Source organism: Metapseudomonas otitidis (genome assembly GCF_011397855.1).
Classification (GTDB): domain Bacteria; phylum Pseudomonadota; class Gammaproteobacteria; order Pseudomonadales; family Pseudomonadaceae; genus Metapseudomonas; species Metapseudomonas otitidis.
Genome location: NZ_AP022642.1, coordinates 2,503,362 through 2,521,346 on the forward strand (window position 1 = coordinate 2,503,362; position 17,985 = coordinate 2,521,346).

Here is a 17,985-nt window from a genome sequence, read left to right on the forward strand (position 1 = left end):
GGGACCTCTATTGGCTGTCGCGCACCATATCCACGTGGGGGATGCCGGCTTCGATGAATTCCTCGCTGACCACACGGAAGCCATGGCGCTCGTAGAACGGCGTGGCGTGGACCTGGGCCGAGAGCATCTGCTGCTTGAGGCCGCGGCGCTCGGCTTCGGCGATCACCGCTTCGAGCAGGCGATCACCGACATGCAGGCCGCGCCAATCCTTGAGGACCGAAACGCGACCGATGTGGCCGTCGGGCAACAGGCGTGCGGTGCCGATGGCGTACTCGTGCTCGAGGGCGAGGAAGTGCACGGCGTCGGCATCCTCGGCATCCCACTCCTGTTCAGGCGACACGGATTGCTCGGCGATGAAGACCGCCTCGCGGATGCGTCGCAAGTCAGCGTTGTCCTTCTGCCAGTCGGCGATTCGGACGTGAATCTCACTCATCGGCAAACTCCAGACTTCCTTGCTTGATCAGTTCCCACAGAAGCTTACGCCCGTCTTCGTCGGCCAGCCATCGGCCGAGGTTCTCGATGTGCAGTGCATCGCTGGAGCACACCAGGCGCAGCAGTTCGCGCAGGGAGGAGGGCAGCAGGCGGCTCTGGCCGCTGGCGAACAGCACGAGGCCGATATCCACTTCCGACCAGGCCATGCGTGCGCTGGGGTTGCGGATGATCACGGCGCCGTCTTCGATGGCGCCGACGAAGGCTTCTTCATCGACTTCGATGCCGGTGACCAGTTCGGGGTAGCGCGGCTCGGTCATGAACTGGCCGAACCAGGTCAGCAGCAGGCGCTCGTCGCTCATGTGCTCGGCGATCAGGGCCTTGAGGCGGTCGAGGGCGTCCTGCTGGATCTGGTGCGGGTCTTCGACCGGCTGGATGTCGGCGTCGCTGTAGCGCTCCTCGTCCGGGATGAACTGGGCGAGGAAGTCGGTGAAGTGGGTGAGCACTTCGGCGGCGCTGGGGGCGCGGAAGCCGACCGAGTAGGTCATGCAGTCGTCTTCGGCGGTGCCGAAGTGGGCGAGGCGCGGCGGCAGGTAGAGCATGTCGCCGGGTTCCAGGACCCACTCATCGGTGCCCATGAATTCGGCGAGGATGCGCAGGTCGCCGTGGGGCAGCAGCGCGCTGTCGGCGTCGCACATCTGGCCGATGCGCCAGCGGCGGTGGCCATGGCCCTGGAGCAGGAAGACGTCGTAGTTGTCGTAGTGCGGGCCGACACCGCCGCCCGGGGCGGCGTAGCTGATCATGACGTCGTCGATGCGCCAGTTGGGCAGGAAGCGGAAGTGCTCCAGCAGTTCGCCGACTTCCGGGACGAACTGGTCGACGGACTGCACCAGCAGGGTCCAGTCGCGCTCGGGCAGGTTCTGGTAGGTGTCCTCGGCGAAGGGGCCGCGACGCAGCTCCCAGGGGCGCTCGCCGTGTTCGAGGATGATGCGCGACTCGACTTCCTCTTCCAGGGACAGGCCGGCCAGCTCATCGGGGGAGATGGGGCTTTCGAAGCCTGGGATGGCCTGGCGGATCAGCAGCGGCTTCTTCTGCCAGTAGTCACGGAGGAATTCGCGGGCAGAGATGCCGCCGAGGATTTGCAGGGGAAGATCGGAAGTCATGGCAGTGAACCTGTGAAATAAAAACGCCCGGCACGGCCGGGCGTATGGAGGCGGTTGCCCGTCAGATGCGCTTGGCCTGGGCCACGGCGTTGCCGATGTAGGCAGCCGGGGTCAGTTTGCGCAGTTCGGCCTTGGCTTCGGCAGGGATGGCCAGACCGTCGATGAAAGTCTGCAGGGCTTCGGGGCTGATGCCCTTGCCGCGGGTCAGTTCCTTCAGCTTCTCGTAGGGGTTCTCGACGCCGTAACGACGCATGACGGTCTGCACCGGCTCGGCGAGGACTTCCCAGCAGGCGTCCAGGTCTTCGGCGATGCGCTGGGCGTTCAGCTCCAGCTTGCCGATGCCCTTGAGGCTGGCTTCATAGGCGATGACGCTGTGGGCGAAGCCGACGCCGAGGTTGCGCAGCACGGTGGAGTCGGTCAGGTCGCGCTGCCAGCGGGAGATCGGCAGCTTGCTGGCCAGGTGCTGGAACAGGGCGTTGGCGATGCCGAGGTTGCCTTCGGAGTTCTCGAAGTCGATCGGGTTGACCTTGTGCGGCATGGTGGAGGAGCCGATCTCGCCGGCAACGGTCTTCTGCTTGAAGTAGCCGAGGGAGATGTAGCCCCAGACGTCGCGGTCGAAGTCGATGAGGATGGTGTTGAAGCGGGCGACGGCATCGAACAGTTCGGCGATGTAGTCGTGGGGCTCGATCTGGGTGGTGTAGGGGTTCCAGGTCAGGCCCAGGTCGCCTTCGATGAACTCGCGGGCGTTGGCTTCCCAGTCGATGTCCGGGTAGGCGGACAGGTGGGCGTTGTAGTTGCCGACGGCGCCGTTGATCTTGCCGAGCAGCGGGACGGCGGCCACCTGGGCGATCTGGCGCTCCAGGCGGTAGACGACGTTGGCCATTTCCTTGCCGAGGGTGGTGGGCGAGGCGGGCTGGCCGTGGGTACGGGACAGCATGGGGACGTCGGCGAAACGCATGGCCAGATCGCGGATGGCATCGGCCAGCTGGCGCATGAGCGGCAGGATCACCTGGTCGCGACCTTCGCGCAGCATCAGGGCGTGGGACAGGTTGTTGATGTCCTCGCTGGTGCAGGCGAAGTGGATGAATTCGCTGACCTTGGCCAGTTCCGGCAGCGTGGCGGCCTGCTCCTTGAGCAGGTATTCCACGGCCTTCACGTCGTGGTTGGTGGTGCGTTCGATTTCCTTGATGCGCTCGGCATGCTCGAGCTGGAAGTCTTCGGCGAGCTTGTCCAGCAGGGCGTTGGCTTCGGCGGAGAAGGGCGCCACTTCCGGAACGCCGGCGTGGGCGGCGAGGCGCTGCAGCCAGCGCACTTCGACCTGGACGCGGAAACGGATCAGGCCGTATTCACTGAAGATCGGACGCAGGGCGCTGGTTTTGCCGGCGTAGCGGCCATCGACGGGGGAAACCGCAGTGAGCGAAGAGAGCTGCATGGAGGGGGTCTCGGGCAGGTCGGTCAACGAAAAGGGCGCACATCATACATGAAAACCGACCCGGTCGCCGTGCCCGACCGGTCACCTTCCGGCGACCGGTCGCTGGGCTCACCCTCGCAGCAGGGGATAGAGCTCGGCGAGCAGCTTGCGACGGCTGAACAGCAGCTGCCAGCGGTGGCCGCCGAGCTGGCGCCAGAGGCGGGCTGAGCGGATGCCGGCGAGCAGCAGGGCGCGGATCCTTGCGGCGTTGGTGGATTGCTGCAGGTAGCGCATGTCGCCATGCACCTGGATGCGCTGGCGGAAGGTGCTGAGGGTGTCCTGGTAGAGCGAGGCACAGGAGGCGACGACGTTGTCGTGGGCCGGGCCGAAGTGCTGGACCTGCTGCTGGATCTGGTCGAGGCGGCTGCCGATCTGGTCGAGCATGTCGTCGCGCTTGGCCAGTTGGCGTTCGAGGGTGAGCAGCGACAGGGCGTAGCGCAGGGGCTCGCGCTGGAGGCTGGCGGGCTCGCGCTCGAGTGCGCTTACCAGGGCCTTGTAGCCGTCGCGCAGGTTGATGTCGTCGCCGCCGTACACGTCCAGGGTGCTCTTCGGGTCGCGCACCAGCAGGCTGCCGATCATGCAGGCGAGGGGGGCTTCGCTGATCTGCCCGGTCTTGGCGATGCGGTCGACCAGGGCGGCGGCTTCGAAGACGCCGCCGAGGGCAATGAGTTGTTCGTTCAGCGGGGCCATCAGGTGCGTTCCTCGCTGTACCAGGGCTCGGCGCTCTCGATCACGCCGCCGCCGAGGCACACCTCGCCATCGTAGAAGACCACGGACTGGCCGGGGGTGACGGCGCGCTGGGGCTCGGCGAAGACGGCGCGGTAGCCGTCGGCGGTCTTCTCCAGGGTGCAGGCCTGGTCGGCCTGGCGGTAGCGCACCTTGGCGGTGAGTTGGCGCGGGGCGTCCAGTTCGATGGGGTTGACCCAGAAGATCTCGGAGGCGAGCAGGGCCCGGGAGAACAGCCACGGGTGCTCATTACCCTGGCCGACCACGAGGACGTTGCGGGCGACGTCCTTGGCGAGGACGTACCAGGGCTCGTCGCTGGCGTCCTTCATGCCGCCGATGCCCAGGCCCTGGCGCTGGCCGATGGTGTGGTACATGAGGCCGTGGTGGCGGCCGATGACGTCGCCGTCAGTGGTCTCGATGTCACCCGGCTGGGCGGGGAGGTACTGCTTGAGGAAGTCGCTGAAGCGGCGTTCACCGATGAAGCAGATGCCGGTGGAGTCCTTCTTCTTGGCGGTGGCCAGGCCGTGTTTCTCGGCGATGGCGCGGACTTCCGGCTTTTCCAGTTCGCCGACGGGGAACAGGGTACGGGCGATTTCCTTGCCGCCGACGGCGTGGAGGAAGTAGCTCTGGTCCTTGTTCGGGTCCAGGCCCTTGAGCAGCTCGGTGCGACCGTCGATATCGCGGCGGCGCACGTAGTGGCCGGTGGCGATGAGGTCGGCGCCGAGCATCAGGGCGTAGTCGAGGAAGGCTTTGAACTTGATCTCGCGGTTGCAGAGGATGTCCGGGTTCGGCGTGCGGCCGGCCTTGTATTCGGCGAGGAAGTGCTCGAACACGTTGTCCCAGTACTCGGCGGCGAAGTTGGCGGTGTGCAGCTTGATGCCGATGCGGTCGCAGACGGCCTGGGCGTCGGCCAGGTCTTCCTTGGCGGTGCAGTACTCGGTGCCGTCGTCCTCGTCCCAGTTCTTCATGAACAGGCCTTCCACCTGGTAGCCCTGTTCCATCAGCAGGAGAGCGGAAACCGAGGAGTCTACGCCGCCGGACATGCCGACGATGACGCGGGTGTTGGCTTTATCGGACATAGGAATCTGTTGCTGCTGCAAAAAAGAACGGGATTCTACCAGTTGCGGCGAATGGGGGCGATCAGGCCGGGTCGCGGATCAGGGCCAGGGGAAAGCGTTCACCCGCCAGGTAGTCGTCGACACAGCGCAGGACGAGGCGGCTGCGCCAGCGGTCCTGCTGGGCTGCCAGCTCGTCACGGGTGAGCCAGCGCGGGCCGATGATGCCGTCGTCCAGTGCCAGGTCGGGGCGATGACGCAGGGGGCGGGCGGCGAAGCAGACGCGCTGGTAGGTCACGCCATTGCTGGGGGCGGTGTACAGGTAGATGCCGGTGACGGCGGTGAGTTCAACCTCCCAGCCGGTCTCTTCGAGGGTTTCCCGCAGGGCGGCCTGGGGCAGCGTCTCGTCGGCTTCGAGGTGGCCGGCGGGCTGGTTCAGGACGGCCCGGCCGTCGGCTTCTTCCTCGACCAGGAGAAAGCGGCCCTGGTCTTCGACCACGGTGGCGACGGTGATGTGGGGTTGCCAGGTCATGGTGTGGCTCCTTCTGAGGGGGCGACATGTTCGCAGGGCTGCGCCGGAAAAAGAAACCCCGGGACATGCCCGGGGTTTCTGGTACTGCAGGTCGTTTAGGCGACCAGTCCGTCGATGACCGCGTTGAAGGTGGCGCTGGGGCGCATCACCTGGCTGGTCAGCTCGGGGTTGGAGCGGTAGTAGCCGCCGATTTCGGCAGGCTTGCCCTGTACGCCGTTGAGTTCGGCGACGATGGCGGCTTCCTGCTCGGTCAGGGCCTTGGCGACCGGGGCGAAGTGGGCCTTGAGTTCGGCGTCTTCGTCCTGGGCGGCCAGGGCCTGGGCCCAGTAGAGCGCCAGGTAGAAGTGGCTGCCGCGGTTGTCGATCTCGCCGACCTTGCGGGACGGGGATTTGTTGTTGTCCAGCAGTTTGCCGGTGGCTTCGTCGAGGGTCTTGCCCAGCAGCTTGGCCTTGGCGTTGCCGGTCTTGATGCCGGTCTCTTCGAGGGAGACGGCCAGGGCCAGGAACTCGCCGAGGGAATCCCAGCGCAGGTAGTTCTCTTCCACCAGTTGCTGCACGTGCTTGGGCGCGGAGCCGCCGGCGCCGGTTTCGTACATGCCGCCGCCCGCCATCAGCGGGACGATGGAGAGCATCTTGGCCGAGGTGCCCAGTTCCATGATGGGGAACAGGTCGGTCAGGTAGTCACGCAGGACGTTGCCGGTCACCGAGATGGTATCCAGGCCGCGGATCATGCGTTCCATGGAGACGCGGATGGCTTCGTTGTAGCCCATCATGCGGATGTCCAGGCCGGTCAGGTCGTGGTCCTTGAGGTACAGCTCGACCTTCTTCTGCAGTTCGCGGTCGTGGGCGCGCTCCGGGTCCAGCCAGAAGATGGCAGGGGTGTTGGACTGGCGGGCACGGGTGACGGCCAGCTTGACCCAGTCGCGGATCGGGGCGTCCTTGGTCTGGCAGGCGCGCCAGATGTCGCCGGCTTCCACTTCGTGCTGCATCAGGACGGTGCCGTCGGCAGTGACGACGCGCATGGTGCCGTCTGCGGTCATCTCGAAGGTCTTGTCGTGGGAGCCGTATTCCTCGGCCTTCTGCGCCATCAGGCCGACGTTCGGTACGCTGCCCATGGTGGTGGGGTCGAACGCGCCGTTGGTTTTGCAGAAGTTGATCATTTCCTGGTAGATGCGGGCGTAGGTGCTTTCCGGCATCACGGCCTTGGTGTCTTTCTGCTTGCCGTCCTTGCCCCACATCTGGCCGGAGTTGCGGATCATGGCCGGCATGGAGGCGTCGACGATCACGTCACTGGGGATGTGCAGGTTGGTGATGCCCTTGACGGAGTCGACCATCGCCATTTCGGGGCGGTGGCTGTAGACCTCGTGGATGTCGTGCAGGATCTCCTCCTGCTGGGAGGCGGGCAGGGCCTTGATCTTGTCGTAGACGCTGCTGATGCCGTTGTTCGGGTTGACGCCCAGTTCCTTGAACAGGTCGCCGTACTTGTCGAAGACGTCCTTGTAGTAAACGCTGACGGCGTGGCCGAACACGATGGGGTGGGAGACCTTCATCATGGTGGCCTTGACGTGCAGGGACCACATGACGCCGGTTTCCTTGCAGTCCTGCAGGGTCTGTTCGAAGAAGGCACGGAGCTTCTTGCAGCTCATGAACATGCTGTCGAGCACTTCGCCATCCTGAAGGGCCAGCTTTTTCTTCAGCTCGACCTGGCCGTCCTTGCCGACGAACTCGATGCGAACGTCACCGGCCTTGGCCATGGTGATGGACTGCTCGCTGGAGAAGAAGTCGCCGCCACGCATGTAGTCGGCGTGGGAGCGGGAGGCCATGCTCCACTTGCCCATGGAGTGCGGGTGCTTGCGGGCGTAGGCTTTGACGGCTGCCGGTGCGCGGCGGTCGGAGTTGCCTTCGCGCAGGACCGGGTTCACGGCGCTGCCCAGCACCTTGGTGTAGCGCGCGCGGATTTCCTTCTCTTCTTCGCTCTGCGGATCTTCAGGGAAGTTGGGGACGTTGTAGCCCAGTGCCTGGAGTTCTGCGATTGCGCCCTTCAGCTGCGGTACCGATGCGGAGATGTTCGGCAGCTTGATGATGTTGGCGTCGGCAGCGGTCGCAAGGGTCGCCAGGTAGGCCAGGTCATCCTCGATGCGCTTGTCGGCAGGGAGGGTGTCGGCGAAGGTGGCGAGGATGCGTCCGGCGAGGGAGATGTCGCGGGTCTCCACGTCGATGCCGGCGGAGGCGGCGAATCCCTTGACGATGGGGAGGAGGGAGTAGGTGGCGAGCGCTGGGGCTTCGTCGGTGAAGGTGTAGGTAATCTTCGGACGGTTGGGCATTAACGTTTGACTCTCTTCTATGCTGGACGCGCACAGACTCTCGTAGCGCACCGGTAGATGCAGTCGCTCAAACGGATCCGATGTTGAGCAGTGCCGAGAATTGCCGCGGAGGGGTAATGGAGCGCCAGTAGAGCGTTGCTCGGCCCGATCATGATGGTGGTCTGGCCGCTTCAGGGTCAGTTGAGCCTGGTCCCAGACTGCTCGACCCAGGTGACCATGAGGTCACGGCGCGCAGTGTACCATTCCTTTCGGTTGGCTGGCTCTGGCACGATGTTTCGACTAAGGAAGATATGGTCGATGACCGCCCGTTTGGAGTAGGCTCACGGGCCGCAAGAGCATTCTCAAACCACAATATGGAGCTCAGCATGGGATACCAAAAGATCCAGGTTCCGGCAGTCGGTGACAAAATCACCGTTAACGCGGATATGTCCCTGAACGTACCGAATACCCCCATCATTCCCTTCATCGAGGGCGATGGTATTGGTGTCGACATCAGCCCTGTAATGATCAAGGTCGTGGACGCTGCCGTGTCCAAGGCGTATGGCGGTGAGCGCAAGATCGCCTGGATGGAGGTCTATGCCGGCGAGAAGGCCACTCAGGTCTACGATCAGGACACCTGGCTGCCCAAGGAAACCCTGGAGGCCGTGCGCGACTACGTCGTATCCATCAAGGGCCCGCTGACCACGCCGGTGGGCGGTGGCATCCGCTCCCTCAACGTGGCCCTGCGCCAGGAGCTGGACCTTTACGTTTGCCTGCGTCCGGTGCGCTGGTTCGAAGGCGTGCCGAGCCCGGTCAAGAAGCCCGGCGACGTGGACATGGTGATCTTCCGCGAGAACTCCGAAGATATCTATGCGGGTGTCGAGTGGAAGGCGGGTAGCCCCGAGGCCGAGAAGGTCATCAAGTTCCTCACCGAGGAAATGGGCGTGAAGAAGATCCGCTTCACCGAGAACTGCGGTATCGGTATCAAGCCCGTTTCCGAGGAAGGCACCAAGCGCCTGGTTCGCAAGGCCCTGCAGTACGCGGTGGACAATGACCGCAGCTCCGTGACCCTGGTGCACAAGGGCAACATCATGAAATTCACCGAAGGCGCCTTCAAAGAGTGGGGCTACGAGATTGCGCGCCAGGAATTCGGTGCCGAACTGCTGGATGGTGGGCCGTGGATGCAGTTCAAGAATCCGCGCACTGGCAAGAACATCGTGGTGAAGGACGTCATCGCCGACGCCATGCTGCAGCAGATCCTGCTGCGCCCGGCCGAGTACGACGTGATCGCGACCCTCAACCTCAACGGCGACTACCTGTCCGATGCCCTGGCGGCTGAGGTAGGGGGTATCGGTATCGCTCCGGGCGCCAACCTGTCCGACTCGGTGGCGATGTTCGAGGCGACCCACGGCACTGCGCCTAAATACGCAGGCCTGGACAAGGTGAACCCGGGGTCGGTGATTCTTTCCGCCGAAATGATGCTCCGCCATATGGGCTGGGGCGAGGCTGCGGACCTGATCATCAAGGGCGTGAACGGTGCCATTGCGGCGAAGACCGTCACCTACGACTTCGAGCGTCTGATGGACGGTGCCAAGCTGCAGTCCTGCTCCGAGTTCGGCGACGCCATCATCACGCACATGTGATCGATAGGCGTGCAACAAAAAAAGGCCGGTCAATTTGACCGGCCTTTTCGTTTCCCCAGCTTTCAGGGTCAGGCTTCGACGGCGCTACCTTTGGCAGTGGCAACTGCAGCGGTGCCATGGGTATCGCTGGCCGCCGTGACAGGGCTGATGTTCACGGCATGCAGGCCCTTGGGGCCCTGGATAATGTCGAAGCTTACCGGCTGGCCAGCCTTGAGGGTCTTGTAGCCCTCCATCTGGATCGCCGAGTAATGGGCGAACAGGTCCTCATCTCGGCCTTCAGCGAGGATAAATCCATACCCCTTGGCGTTGTTGAACCACTTGACCTTACCGCTAACCATGCTGATATCCCTCTGCAAAGGACTCCATCACTGGAGTATCATCCACTACGACCCCGCGCCAGGCCCGACCGGGCGGACGAAGGTGCGGAACCCTTGATACCCGTAGGTGGGTATCCCTTGTTTGTAACACCCTTTTGCCTTTAGTCAAGGCGATGCGGCGGCCGGCTGAGAAGCGGGTCAAACTCCATGGGGCGTTCCTTTCCATCGGCCAAGAAGCTTTTTCCAGCATGCATGCAAGCAGCCAGATTCGACTAACATTCAATCAGGATCACCCCGAGCACATCGGCGGTGATGATGCCGGTCTGGTGCTTCAGGAAGCCAAGCCGGCCCTGAAGGCACCATCCATGTACAAGGTGGTGATGTTCAATGATGACTACACGCCGATGGATTTCGTGGTCGAGGTGCTGGAAACCATCTTCAACCTGGATCGCGAAGTGGCGACGCGGGTCATGCTGACCGTCCATACCGAAGGGCGGGCCGTATGTGGTGTGTATACGCGCGATATTGCTGAAACCAAGGCTATGCAGGTGAATCAATACGCGAGAGAGAGCCAGCATCCGCTGCTCTGTGAGATCGAGAAGGACGGTTAATCCGGCCACTTGGGTATGAGGTGAAGCTATGTTGAACCGCGAGCTCGAAGTCACCCTCAATCTTGCCTTCAAGGAAGCACGCGCAAAACGTCATGAGTTCATGACGGTCGAGCACCTGCTGCTGGCCCTGTTGGACAATGATGCTGCTTCCGCCGTCCTCCGCGCCTGTGGCGCCAACCTGGATAAGCTCCGGCGTGACCTTCAGGAGTTCATCGACTCCACCACGCCGCTGATCCCTCAGCACGACGAGGATCGTGAAACCCAGCCGACGCTCGGCTTCCAGCGCGTCCTGCAGCGTGCAGTCTTCCACGTTCAGAGCTCCGGCAAGCGTGAAGTCACCGGGGCCAACGTTTTGGTGGCCATCTTCAGCGAGCAGGAGAGCCAGGCCGTCTTCCTGCTCAAGCAACAGAGTGTCGCCCGTATCGATGTGGTCAACTACATCGCCCATGGCATCTCCAAGGTTCCGGGTCATGGCGAGCAGCACGAAAGCGAGCAGGAAATGCAGGATGAGGAGGGCGGCGAGTCTTCTTCGGCAGGCCATCCGCTCGATGCCTATGTCAGCAACCTGAACGAGCTTGCTCGGCAAGGACGCATCGACCCGCTTGTGGGGCGCGAGAATGAGGTTGAGCGTGTAGCGCAGATCCTGGCGCGTCGTCGCAAGAACAATCCGTTGCTGGTCGGTGAGGCTGGCGTTGGCAAGACCGCCATCGCCGAGGGGCTGGCCAAGCGCATCGTGGACAACCAGGTGCCGGAGTTGCTGGCCGACAGTGTCGTCTACTCCCTGGATCTCGGTGCGTTGTTGGCCGGGACGAAATATCGTGGCGACTTCGAGAAGCGTTTCAAGGCTCTGCTGAACGAGTTGCGCAAGCGCCCCCATGCCATCCTGTTCATCGATGAGATTCACACCATCATTGGTGCGGGTGCGGCATCCGGAGGGGTGATGGATGCATCCAACCTTCTCAAGCCGCTTCTGTCCTCGGGTGAAATCCGTTGCATTGGCTCGACGACTTTCCAGGAGTTCCGCGGCATTTTCGAGAAGGATCGGGCATTGGCGCGGCGCTTCCAGAAGGTGGATGTGGTCGAGCCCTCCGTCGAGGACACCATCGGCATCCTGAAAGGGCTCAAGCCGCGCTTCGAGCAGCACCACCACATCGAGTACAGCGATGAAGCGCTGCGTGCTGCAGCAGAGCTGGCGGCTCGCTACATCAACGATCGCCACATGCCTGACAAGGCCATCGATGTGATCGATGAGGCGGGCGCCTATCAGCGCCTGCAGCCGGAAGAGAAGCGCGTGGCTCGGATCGAGGTGGCTCAGGTGGAAGATATCGTCGCGAAGATCGCGCGTATTCCGCCCAAGCACGTCACCAGTTCCGACAAGGAGCTGCTGCGCAATCTCGAACGTGACCTCAAGCTCACCGTCTTCGGTCAGGATGCTGCCATCGATTCGCTGTCGACGGCCATCAAGCTCTCCCGTGCCGGTCTGAAGTCCCCGGACAAGCCGGTCGGTTCCTTCCTGTTCGCCGGCCCTACCGGCGTGGGCAAGACCGAGGTTGCGCGGCAGCTGGCGAAAGCGCTGGGGATCGAGCTCGTGCGCTTCGACATGTCCGAGTACATGGAGCGGCACACCGTATCGCGCCTCATTGGTGCGCCTCCCGGCTACGTCGGGTTCGATCAGGGTGGGTTGCTGACCGAGGCCATCACCAAGATGCCGCATTGCGTGCTCTTGCTGGATGAGATCGAGAAGGCGCATTCCGAGGTCTTCAACCTGCTGCTGCAGGTCATGGACCACGGCACCCTCACCGACAACAACGGGCGCAAGGCTGACTTCCGCAACGTGATCGTGATCATGACCACCAACGCTGGCGCCGAGACTGCTGCGCGAGCGTCCATCGGTTTCACCCAGCAGGACCACTCGTCCGATGCGATGGAAGTGATCAAGAAGAGCTTCACGCCCGAGTTCCGCAATCGCCTGGACACCATCATCCAGTTTGGTCGTCTGTCGATGGAGACCATCAAGAGCGTGGTCGACAAGTTCCTCACCGAATTGCAGGCCCAGCTGGAGGACAAGCATGTCCAGCTGGTTGTCAGTGACGAGGCGCGGGAATGGCTGGGTGAGCGCGGATACGACGTACAGATGGGGGCCCGCCCCATGGCTCGCCTGATCCAGGACAAGATCAAGCGTCCGTTGGCGGAGGAGATCCTGTTTGGTGAGTTGGCCGATCACGGCGGCGTGGTGCACGTCGATGTGAAGGGGGACGAGCTGGCCTTCGAGTTCGAGACGACGGCCGAGATGGCTTGATAGTCAGGCAAACGAAAAAGCCCGGCGATTGCCGGGCTTTTTTATAGATCCGATCAGCGGGCGCGGTAGGTGATGCGGCCTTTGCTCAGATCATAGGGAGTCAGCTCGACGCGAACTTTGTCACCGGTCAGGATGCGGATGTAGTTCTTGCGCATCTTGCCGGAAATGTGCGCGGTGACGACGTGCCCGTTTTCCAACTCCACGCGGAACATGGTGTTGGGTAGGGTGTCGACGACAGTGCCTTCCATTTCGAAGCTGTCTTCTTTCGACATGCAGTAGAGCCCTCGGTATCAAAGAATGGCCGGGTGCAATCGGCGCCTGGCAAAAACGGCGTGCATTGTGCCCGAAAATGCCACCGCTCGCCAAGGGCTTCAGGTCAGAGTGACCCAGCGCTGGTTCACGAAGAGCTCGATTGGACGGTACTGGGTCTTGTAATTCATCTTGCGGCAGTTCTTGATCCAGTACCCGAGGTAGACGGCTTCAAGGCCCAGGCGCAGGGTTTCGCCGATCTGCCAGAGAATCGCGAAGCGGCCCAGGCTGCGCCGTTCTTCCGAAGGGTCGTAGAAGGTGTAGACGGCGGAAAGACCGTTCGGCAGGACGTCGGTAACGGCTACTGCGACCAGGCGTCCTTGCAGGCGGAACTCGAAGAAGCGGCAGAACGAAAGATCGCGGACCAGGAAGGTCGAGAACTGGTCGCGGCTCGGAGGGTACATGTCGCCGTCGGCATGGCGTTCCTCGATGTAGCGCACGTAGAGCGCGTAGTACTCCTCGGTGAAGGAGGGTTTCACTCCGCGTACTTCGATATCCGCGTTCCGCTTGAGGATGCGGCGCTGTTGGCGGTCGGGGCTGAACGGTGCGGCGGGGATTCGGGCAGGAACGCAGGCGGTGCAGCGTTGGCAGTGGGGGCGGTACAGGTGATCTCCGCTACGGCGGAAACCCATTTCCGAGAGCTCGGCATAGACGTCCACGTCCATGGGCTGGCTGGGGTCGAGGAACAGCGTAGTGGCCTGTTCCCCGGGCAGATAGCTGCATGGGTGTGGCTGAGTGGCATAGAACTTCAAGCGGGCCAGCTCGGTCATGGCGGAACCTCGGAAAAGCCTTCCGCAAGTGTATGTCAGGGTTGGCGACTCGCCTAGGCGACGGTCCAGTCGGCGGTGTTCGGCTGGTCCAGATACAGCTGGAGGTAGCGGGCGTACTCGCTGCGGGGGATGGCGTAGGCGCCCAGGCTCTGGAGGTGCGAGGTGGGCATCTGGCAGTCGATCAATACGAATCCCCACTTGACGAGGTGGGTGGCCAGCGTGGCGAAGCCGACCTTCGAAGCATTGTCTGCCCGGCTGAACATGGATTCGCCAAAGAACAGCTTGCCGATGGCCAGGCCATAGAGGCCGCCCACCAGTTCACCGTTCAGCCTGACTTCCACCGAGTGCGCGAAGCCCCTCTGGTGCAGCTCGATATAGGCCTGCTGCATGGCGTCGGTGATCCAGGTTCCGTCTGCATAGCTGCGAGGGCCTGCGCAACCCTGGATCACGGCTGCGAAGTCCGTGTCGAAGCTCACCTCGAACCTGCTCTGGCGAAGGATTTTTGCCAGGCTGCGTGATACGTGGACTTCGTGGGGGGATAGGACGGTGCGTGGGTCGGGTGACCACCAGAGTGGCGGCTGCCCCTCCTGAAACCAGGGGAAGCAACCGTGGCGATAGGCGGCGAGGAGGCGCTCCGCGCTCAGGTCGCCGCCTGCTGCGAGCAGGCCGTTGGGCTCACGGAGTGCGCGCTCCAGGGGAGGGAAGTTGTAGGTTTCGCGATTCAGCCAGGTCAGCATGGAAGGGGAGGGCGGCATGGCCGCCCGACCTCATCGTCAGTGGCTGTCGTCGAGGAACTTCTCGGCGTCCAGGGCCGCCATGCAGCCTGCGCCTGCCGAGGTGATTGCCTGGCGATAGACGTGATCGGCTACGTCGCCGGCGGCAAAGACGCCCTCGATGCTGGTCGCCGTGGCATTGCCCTCTGAGCCACCACGGATCACCAGGTAGCCGTCGCGCATTTCCAGTTGGTCCTGGAAAAGGTCGGTATTCGGTTTGTGGCCGATGGCGATGAACACGCCTGCCAGCTGCAGCTCCTGGGTGGAACCGTCCTCGGTGCTCTTCAGGCGTACGCCGGTGACACCGGTTTTGTCGCCCAGCACCTCGTCCAGGGTCTGGTTCCAGTGCAGGCGGACGTTGCCGTTGGCTGCCTTCTCGAAGAGCTTGTCCTGCAGGATCTTCTCCGAGCGCAGCTTGTCGCGGCGGTGAATCAGGTGCACTTCCTTGGCGATGTTGGACAGATAGAGCGCCTCTTCGACGGCGGTGTTTCCGCCGCCCACCACGCAGACAACCTGGTTGCGATAGAAGAAGCCGTCGCAGGTAGCGCAGGCCGAAACGCCCTTGCCGGCAAATGCCTCCTCGGACGGAAGGCCAAGGTACTGGGCGGAGGCGCCCGTGGCGATGATCAGCGCGTCACAGCTGTAGGTGCCGCTGTCGCCCTTGAGGATGAAGGGGCGTTGCTGCAACTCGGCGGTGTGGATGTGGTCGTAGAGGATCTCGGTGTCGAAGCGCTCGGCATGCTTCTGCATGCGCTCCATCAGCGCCGGGCCGGTAAGTCCCTCGACATCGCCGGGCCAGTTGTCCACCTCAGTGGTGGTGGTCAGTTGCCCGCCAGGCTGGATGCCGGTGATGACGATGGGCTTGAGATTGGCGCGTGCAGCATACACGGCAGCGGTATAACCGGCTGGGCCGGAGCCCAGGATAATCAGGCGTGAATGCTTGACGTCGCTCATAAAAAGGCCTCATAAGTCTTTGTCACAAAAGAGAATGCGTGCTCCAATTGAGCACTGCGCAAGACGCTGCGGGCTATGCTACACCGAAGCAGGAAGCGTCAGCAAAACGCACCCGCAGCGCCGTGTGCGCTGTGGCGTCCGAGCGTTAAACCCGTACAATGGGCGTCTTTTTCGCCCCTGATCGAATCTTGGACGCGCCAATGGCGCAGGAAACCAGGCGTTTGAAGAATTCCACCCCCTCTGCCCAGATTCCAGTCTGGCGACAGCAATTGCACTCCCGCTTGAAAGAGGGAGCGCTGATTGCGCTGGGCGCCTTGTGCCTTTATCTCTGGATGGCGCTGCTCACCTACGACTCCACCGACCCGGGCTGGACCCACACCAGTAACGTCGAGCAGGTCCAGAATGCCGCTGGCCGCCTGGGCGCCTGGTCCGCCGACATCCTGTTCATGGCGCTGGGCTATTTCGCCTATGTCTTCCCGTTGCTGCTGGGAATCAAGACGCTGCAGGTCTTCCGCCACCGTCACCAGCCCATCGACTGGAGCGGCTGGTTGTTCTCCTGGCGGTTGATTGGTCTGGTCTTTCTGGTACTGGCCGGTGCTGCGCTGGCTGATATCCACTTCCAGGACAGCGTCGGCATGCCGGCTTCTGCCGGTGGCGCGTTGGGCGAGAGCCTCGCCCATCTCTCGGTCAATGCGTTGAACGTGCAGGGCAGTACGCTGCTGTTCTTTGCCCTGTTTCTGTTTGGCCTCACCGTGTTCACCGACCTGTCCTGGTTCAAGGTGATGGACCTGACCGGCAAGATCACCCTCGATCTGGTGGAGCTGATCCAGAGCCTGATCACCCGTTGGTGGAACGCCCGCATGGAGCGCAAGCAGCTGGTTGCCAAGCTCCGCGAGGTCGATGACCGCGTCACCGAGGTGGCAGCCCCGGTCGTCAAGGACACCCGCGAGCAGGCCAAGGTCAAGGAGCGCCTGATCGAGCGCGAGGAATCCCTTGCCAAGCACATGACCGAGCGGGAAAGCCGTCCGGCGCCCACCATTGCGCCGCCGCCGCCACCCAAGCCTGCCGAGCCCAGCAAGCGCGTCCAGAAGGAGAAGCAGGTCCCGCTGTTCATCGACAGTGCAGTGGAAGGAACCTTGCCGCCCATATCCCTGCTGGACGCGGCCGAGAAGAAGCAGAAGAGCTTCTCGCCGGAGTCGCTCGAGGCCATGTCGCGCCTGCTGGAGATCAAGCTGAAGGAGTTCGGCGTCGAGGTCATGGTGGAGTCCGTCCACCCGGGCCCGGTGATCACCCGCTTCGAAATCCAGCCGGCGGCTGGCGTCAAGGTCAGCCGCATCTCCAACCTGGCGAAGGACCTGGCCCGTTCTCTGGCGGTCATCAGCGTGCGCGTGGTCGAGGTCATTCCCGGCAAGACCACCGTCGGTATCGAGATCCCCAACGAAGACCGGCAGATCGTGCGCTTCTCCGAAGTGCTGTCGTCCACGGAATACGACGACGCCAAATCGCCGGTCACGCTGGCCCTGGGGCACGACATCGGCGGTCGGCCGGTCATCGCCGACCTCGCCAAGATGCCTCACCTTCTGGTGGCCGGTACCACCGGCTCCGGTAAGTCGGTGGGCGTGAACGCCATGATCCTGTCGATCCTCTTCAAGTCCACGCCAGAGCAGGCGCGGATGATCATGATCGACCCCAAGATGCTCGAGCTCTCCATCTATGAAGGCATCCCGCATCTGCTCTGTCCTGTGGTGACGGACATGAAGGAAGCGGCCAACGCCCTGCGCTGGAGCGTCGCCGAGATGGAGCGCCGCTACAAGCTGATGGCCGCGATGGGGGTACGTAACCTGGCGGGCTTCAACCGCAAGGTGAAGGACGCCGAAGAGGCTGGCACGCCGCTGCCCGACCCGCTTTATCGTCGCGAGAGCATGGAAGATGAAGCACCCCTGCTGAAACAGTTGCCCACCATCGTCGTGGTCGTCGACGAATTCGCCGACATGATGATGATCGTCGGCAAGAAGGTCGAAGAACTCATCGCCCGTATCGCCCAGAAGGCGCGGGCAGCGGGCATCCACCTGATCCTTGCCACCCAGCGTCCGTCGGTGGATGTGATCACCGGCCTGATCAAGGCGAACATCCCCACCCGCATGGCGTTCCAGGTCTCCAGCAAGATCGACTCCCGCACCATCCTCGACCAGGGCGGCGCCGAGCAGCTGCTGGGTCACGGCGACATGCTCTACCTGCCGCCGGGCACCGGCCTGCCGATCCGTGTCCATGGCGCCTTCGTCTCCGACGACGAAGTGCACCGTGTGGTGGAAGCCTGGAAGTTGCGTGGCGCACCCGACTACATCGAAGACATCCTCGCCGGCGTGGAGGAGGGCGGTGGTGCCTCCGGGAGCTTCGAAGGTGGTGAGGGTGGTAGCGAGGGCAGCGAAGATGACCCGCTGTATGACGAGGCCGTACGTTTCGTCACCGAAAGCCGTCGTGCCTCCATCTCGGCAGTCCAGCGCAAGCTGAAGATCGGCTACAACCGCGCTGCCCGGATGATCGAAGCCATGGAGATGGCCGGTGTGGTCACTCCGATGAACTCCAACGGCTCGCGCGACGTGGTCGCTCCCGCGCCGATCCGCGATTAA

General features: G+C 63.1%; 15 protein-coding genes and 1 pseudogene. 4 read left to right on the plus strand and 12 right to left on the minus strand.

Features of this window, described 5'->3' with window-relative positions:
- Nucleotides 1-7: 7 nt before the first annotated feature.
- The 7 genes from PotMrB4_RS11430 to PotMrB4_RS11460 all read right to left on the minus strand — a co-directional run bounded on the left by PotMrB4_RS11430 (nt 8) and on the right by PotMrB4_RS11460 (nt 7,700).
- Nucleotides 8-433, minus strand: coding sequence for a GNAT family N-acetyltransferase (locus tag PotMrB4_RS11430; RefSeq protein ID WP_044406283.1), 426 nt, complete (start codon nt 431-433; stop codon nt 8-10).
- Nucleotides 426-1,592, minus strand: a complete 1,167-nt coding sequence (locus PotMrB4_RS11435; protein WP_044406286.1) for a ribosomal protein uL16 3-hydroxylase — start codon at nt 1,590-1,592, stop codon at nt 426-428. The genes PotMrB4_RS11430 and PotMrB4_RS11435 overlap by 8 nt, the downstream gene beginning before the upstream one ends.
- A gap of 61 nt (nt 1,593-1,653) precedes the next feature.
- The gene (gene purB / locus PotMrB4_RS11440; protein WP_172433313.1) at nt 1,654-3,024 is read right to left on the minus strand and encodes an adenylosuccinate lyase; all 1,371 of its coding nucleotides are present in this window, start codon (nt 3,022-3,024) and stop codon (nt 1,654-1,656) included.
- Nucleotides 3,025-3,132: 108 nt separating this feature from the next.
- Nucleotides 3,133-3,753, minus strand: coding sequence for a high frequency lysogenization protein HflD (hflD, locus tag PotMrB4_RS11445; protein WP_044406292.1), 621 nt, complete (start codon nt 3,751-3,753; stop codon nt 3,133-3,135).
- Nucleotides 3,753-4,868: a tRNA 2-thiouridine(34) synthase MnmA gene (gene mnmA, locus PotMrB4_RS11450; protein WP_074972570.1), complete on the minus strand. Its 1,116-nt coding sequence runs from the start codon at nt 4,866-4,868 to the stop codon at nt 3,753-3,755. Before mnmA ends, hflD begins: the two co-directional genes overlap by 1 nt.
- A 61-nt stretch (nt 4,869-4,929) precedes the next feature.
- On the minus strand, nt 4,930-5,376 hold the full coding sequence (locus PotMrB4_RS11455) for an NUDIX hydrolase (RefSeq protein ID WP_044406298.1): 447 nt from the start codon (nt 5,374-5,376) through the stop codon (nt 4,930-4,932).
- Nucleotides 5,377-5,471: 95 nt separating this feature from the next.
- A complete protein-coding gene (locus PotMrB4_RS11460; protein WP_172433314.1) occupies nt 5,472-7,700 on the minus strand; it encodes an NADP-dependent isocitrate dehydrogenase in 2,229 nt (742 codons plus the stop codon).
- A 365-nt stretch (nt 7,701-8,065) separates the two neighbouring features.
- Here PotMrB4_RS11460 and icd point away from each other — a divergent pair, with 365 nt between their 5' ends.
- A complete protein-coding gene (gene icd / locus PotMrB4_RS11465; protein ID WP_044406307.1) occupies nt 8,066-9,322 on the plus strand; it encodes an NADP-dependent isocitrate dehydrogenase in 1,257 nt (418 codons plus the stop codon).
- A 79-nt stretch (nt 9,323-9,401) separates the two neighbouring features.
- On the opposite strand, the pseudogene cspD reads toward icd, so the two are convergent.
- Nucleotides 9,402-9,660, minus strand: a pseudogene (gene cspD, locus PotMrB4_RS11470) (cold shock domain-containing protein CspD); the annotation flags it as partial.
- 227 nt (nt 9,661-9,887) lie between these two features.
- On the opposite strand from cspD, the gene clpS reads away from it, so the two are divergent.
- Together clpS and clpA are read left to right on the plus strand one after the other, a co-directional pair.
- Complete coding sequence (gene clpS / locus PotMrB4_RS11475) at nt 9,888-10,250, plus strand: ATP-dependent Clp protease adapter ClpS (protein WP_044406310.1); 363 nt, start codon at nt 9,888-9,890, stop codon at nt 10,248-10,250.
- 28 nt (nt 10,251-10,278) lie between these two features.
- The gene (gene clpA / locus PotMrB4_RS11480; protein WP_172433315.1) at nt 10,279-12,549 is read left to right on the plus strand and encodes an ATP-dependent Clp protease ATP-binding subunit ClpA; all 2,271 of its coding nucleotides are present in this window, start codon (nt 10,279-10,281) and stop codon (nt 12,547-12,549) included.
- A gap of 53 nt (nt 12,550-12,602) precedes the next feature.
- Here the strand turns inward: clpA and infA are convergent, their stop codons facing one another.
- The 4 genes from infA to trxB all read right to left on the minus strand — a co-directional run bounded on the left by infA (nt 12,603) and on the right by trxB (nt 15,355).
- Complete coding sequence (gene infA, locus PotMrB4_RS11485; protein ID WP_002553999.1) at nt 12,603-12,821, minus strand: translation initiation factor IF-1; 219 nt, start codon at nt 12,819-12,821, stop codon at nt 12,603-12,605.
- 99 nt (nt 12,822-12,920) lie between these two features.
- Nucleotides 12,921-13,628, minus strand: coding sequence for an arginyltransferase (locus PotMrB4_RS11490; RefSeq protein ID WP_044406323.1), 708 nt, complete (start codon nt 13,626-13,628; stop codon nt 12,921-12,923).
- A gap of 53 nt (nt 13,629-13,681) precedes the next feature.
- Nucleotides 13,682-14,365, minus strand: a complete 684-nt coding sequence (gene aat / locus PotMrB4_RS11495; protein WP_172435074.1) for a leucyl/phenylalanyl-tRNA--protein transferase — start codon at nt 14,363-14,365, stop codon at nt 13,682-13,684.
- 36 nt (nt 14,366-14,401) lie between these two features.
- Nucleotides 14,402-15,355, minus strand: coding sequence for a thioredoxin-disulfide reductase (gene trxB / locus PotMrB4_RS11500; RefSeq protein WP_172433316.1), 954 nt, complete (start codon nt 15,353-15,355; stop codon nt 14,402-14,404).
- A 200-nt stretch (nt 15,356-15,555) separates the two neighbouring features.
- Here trxB and ftsK point away from each other — a divergent pair, with 200 nt between their 5' ends.
- Nucleotides 15,556-17,985, plus strand: coding sequence for a DNA translocase FtsK (gene ftsK / locus PotMrB4_RS11505; protein WP_139233688.1), 2,430 nt, complete (start codon nt 15,556-15,558; stop codon nt 17,983-17,985).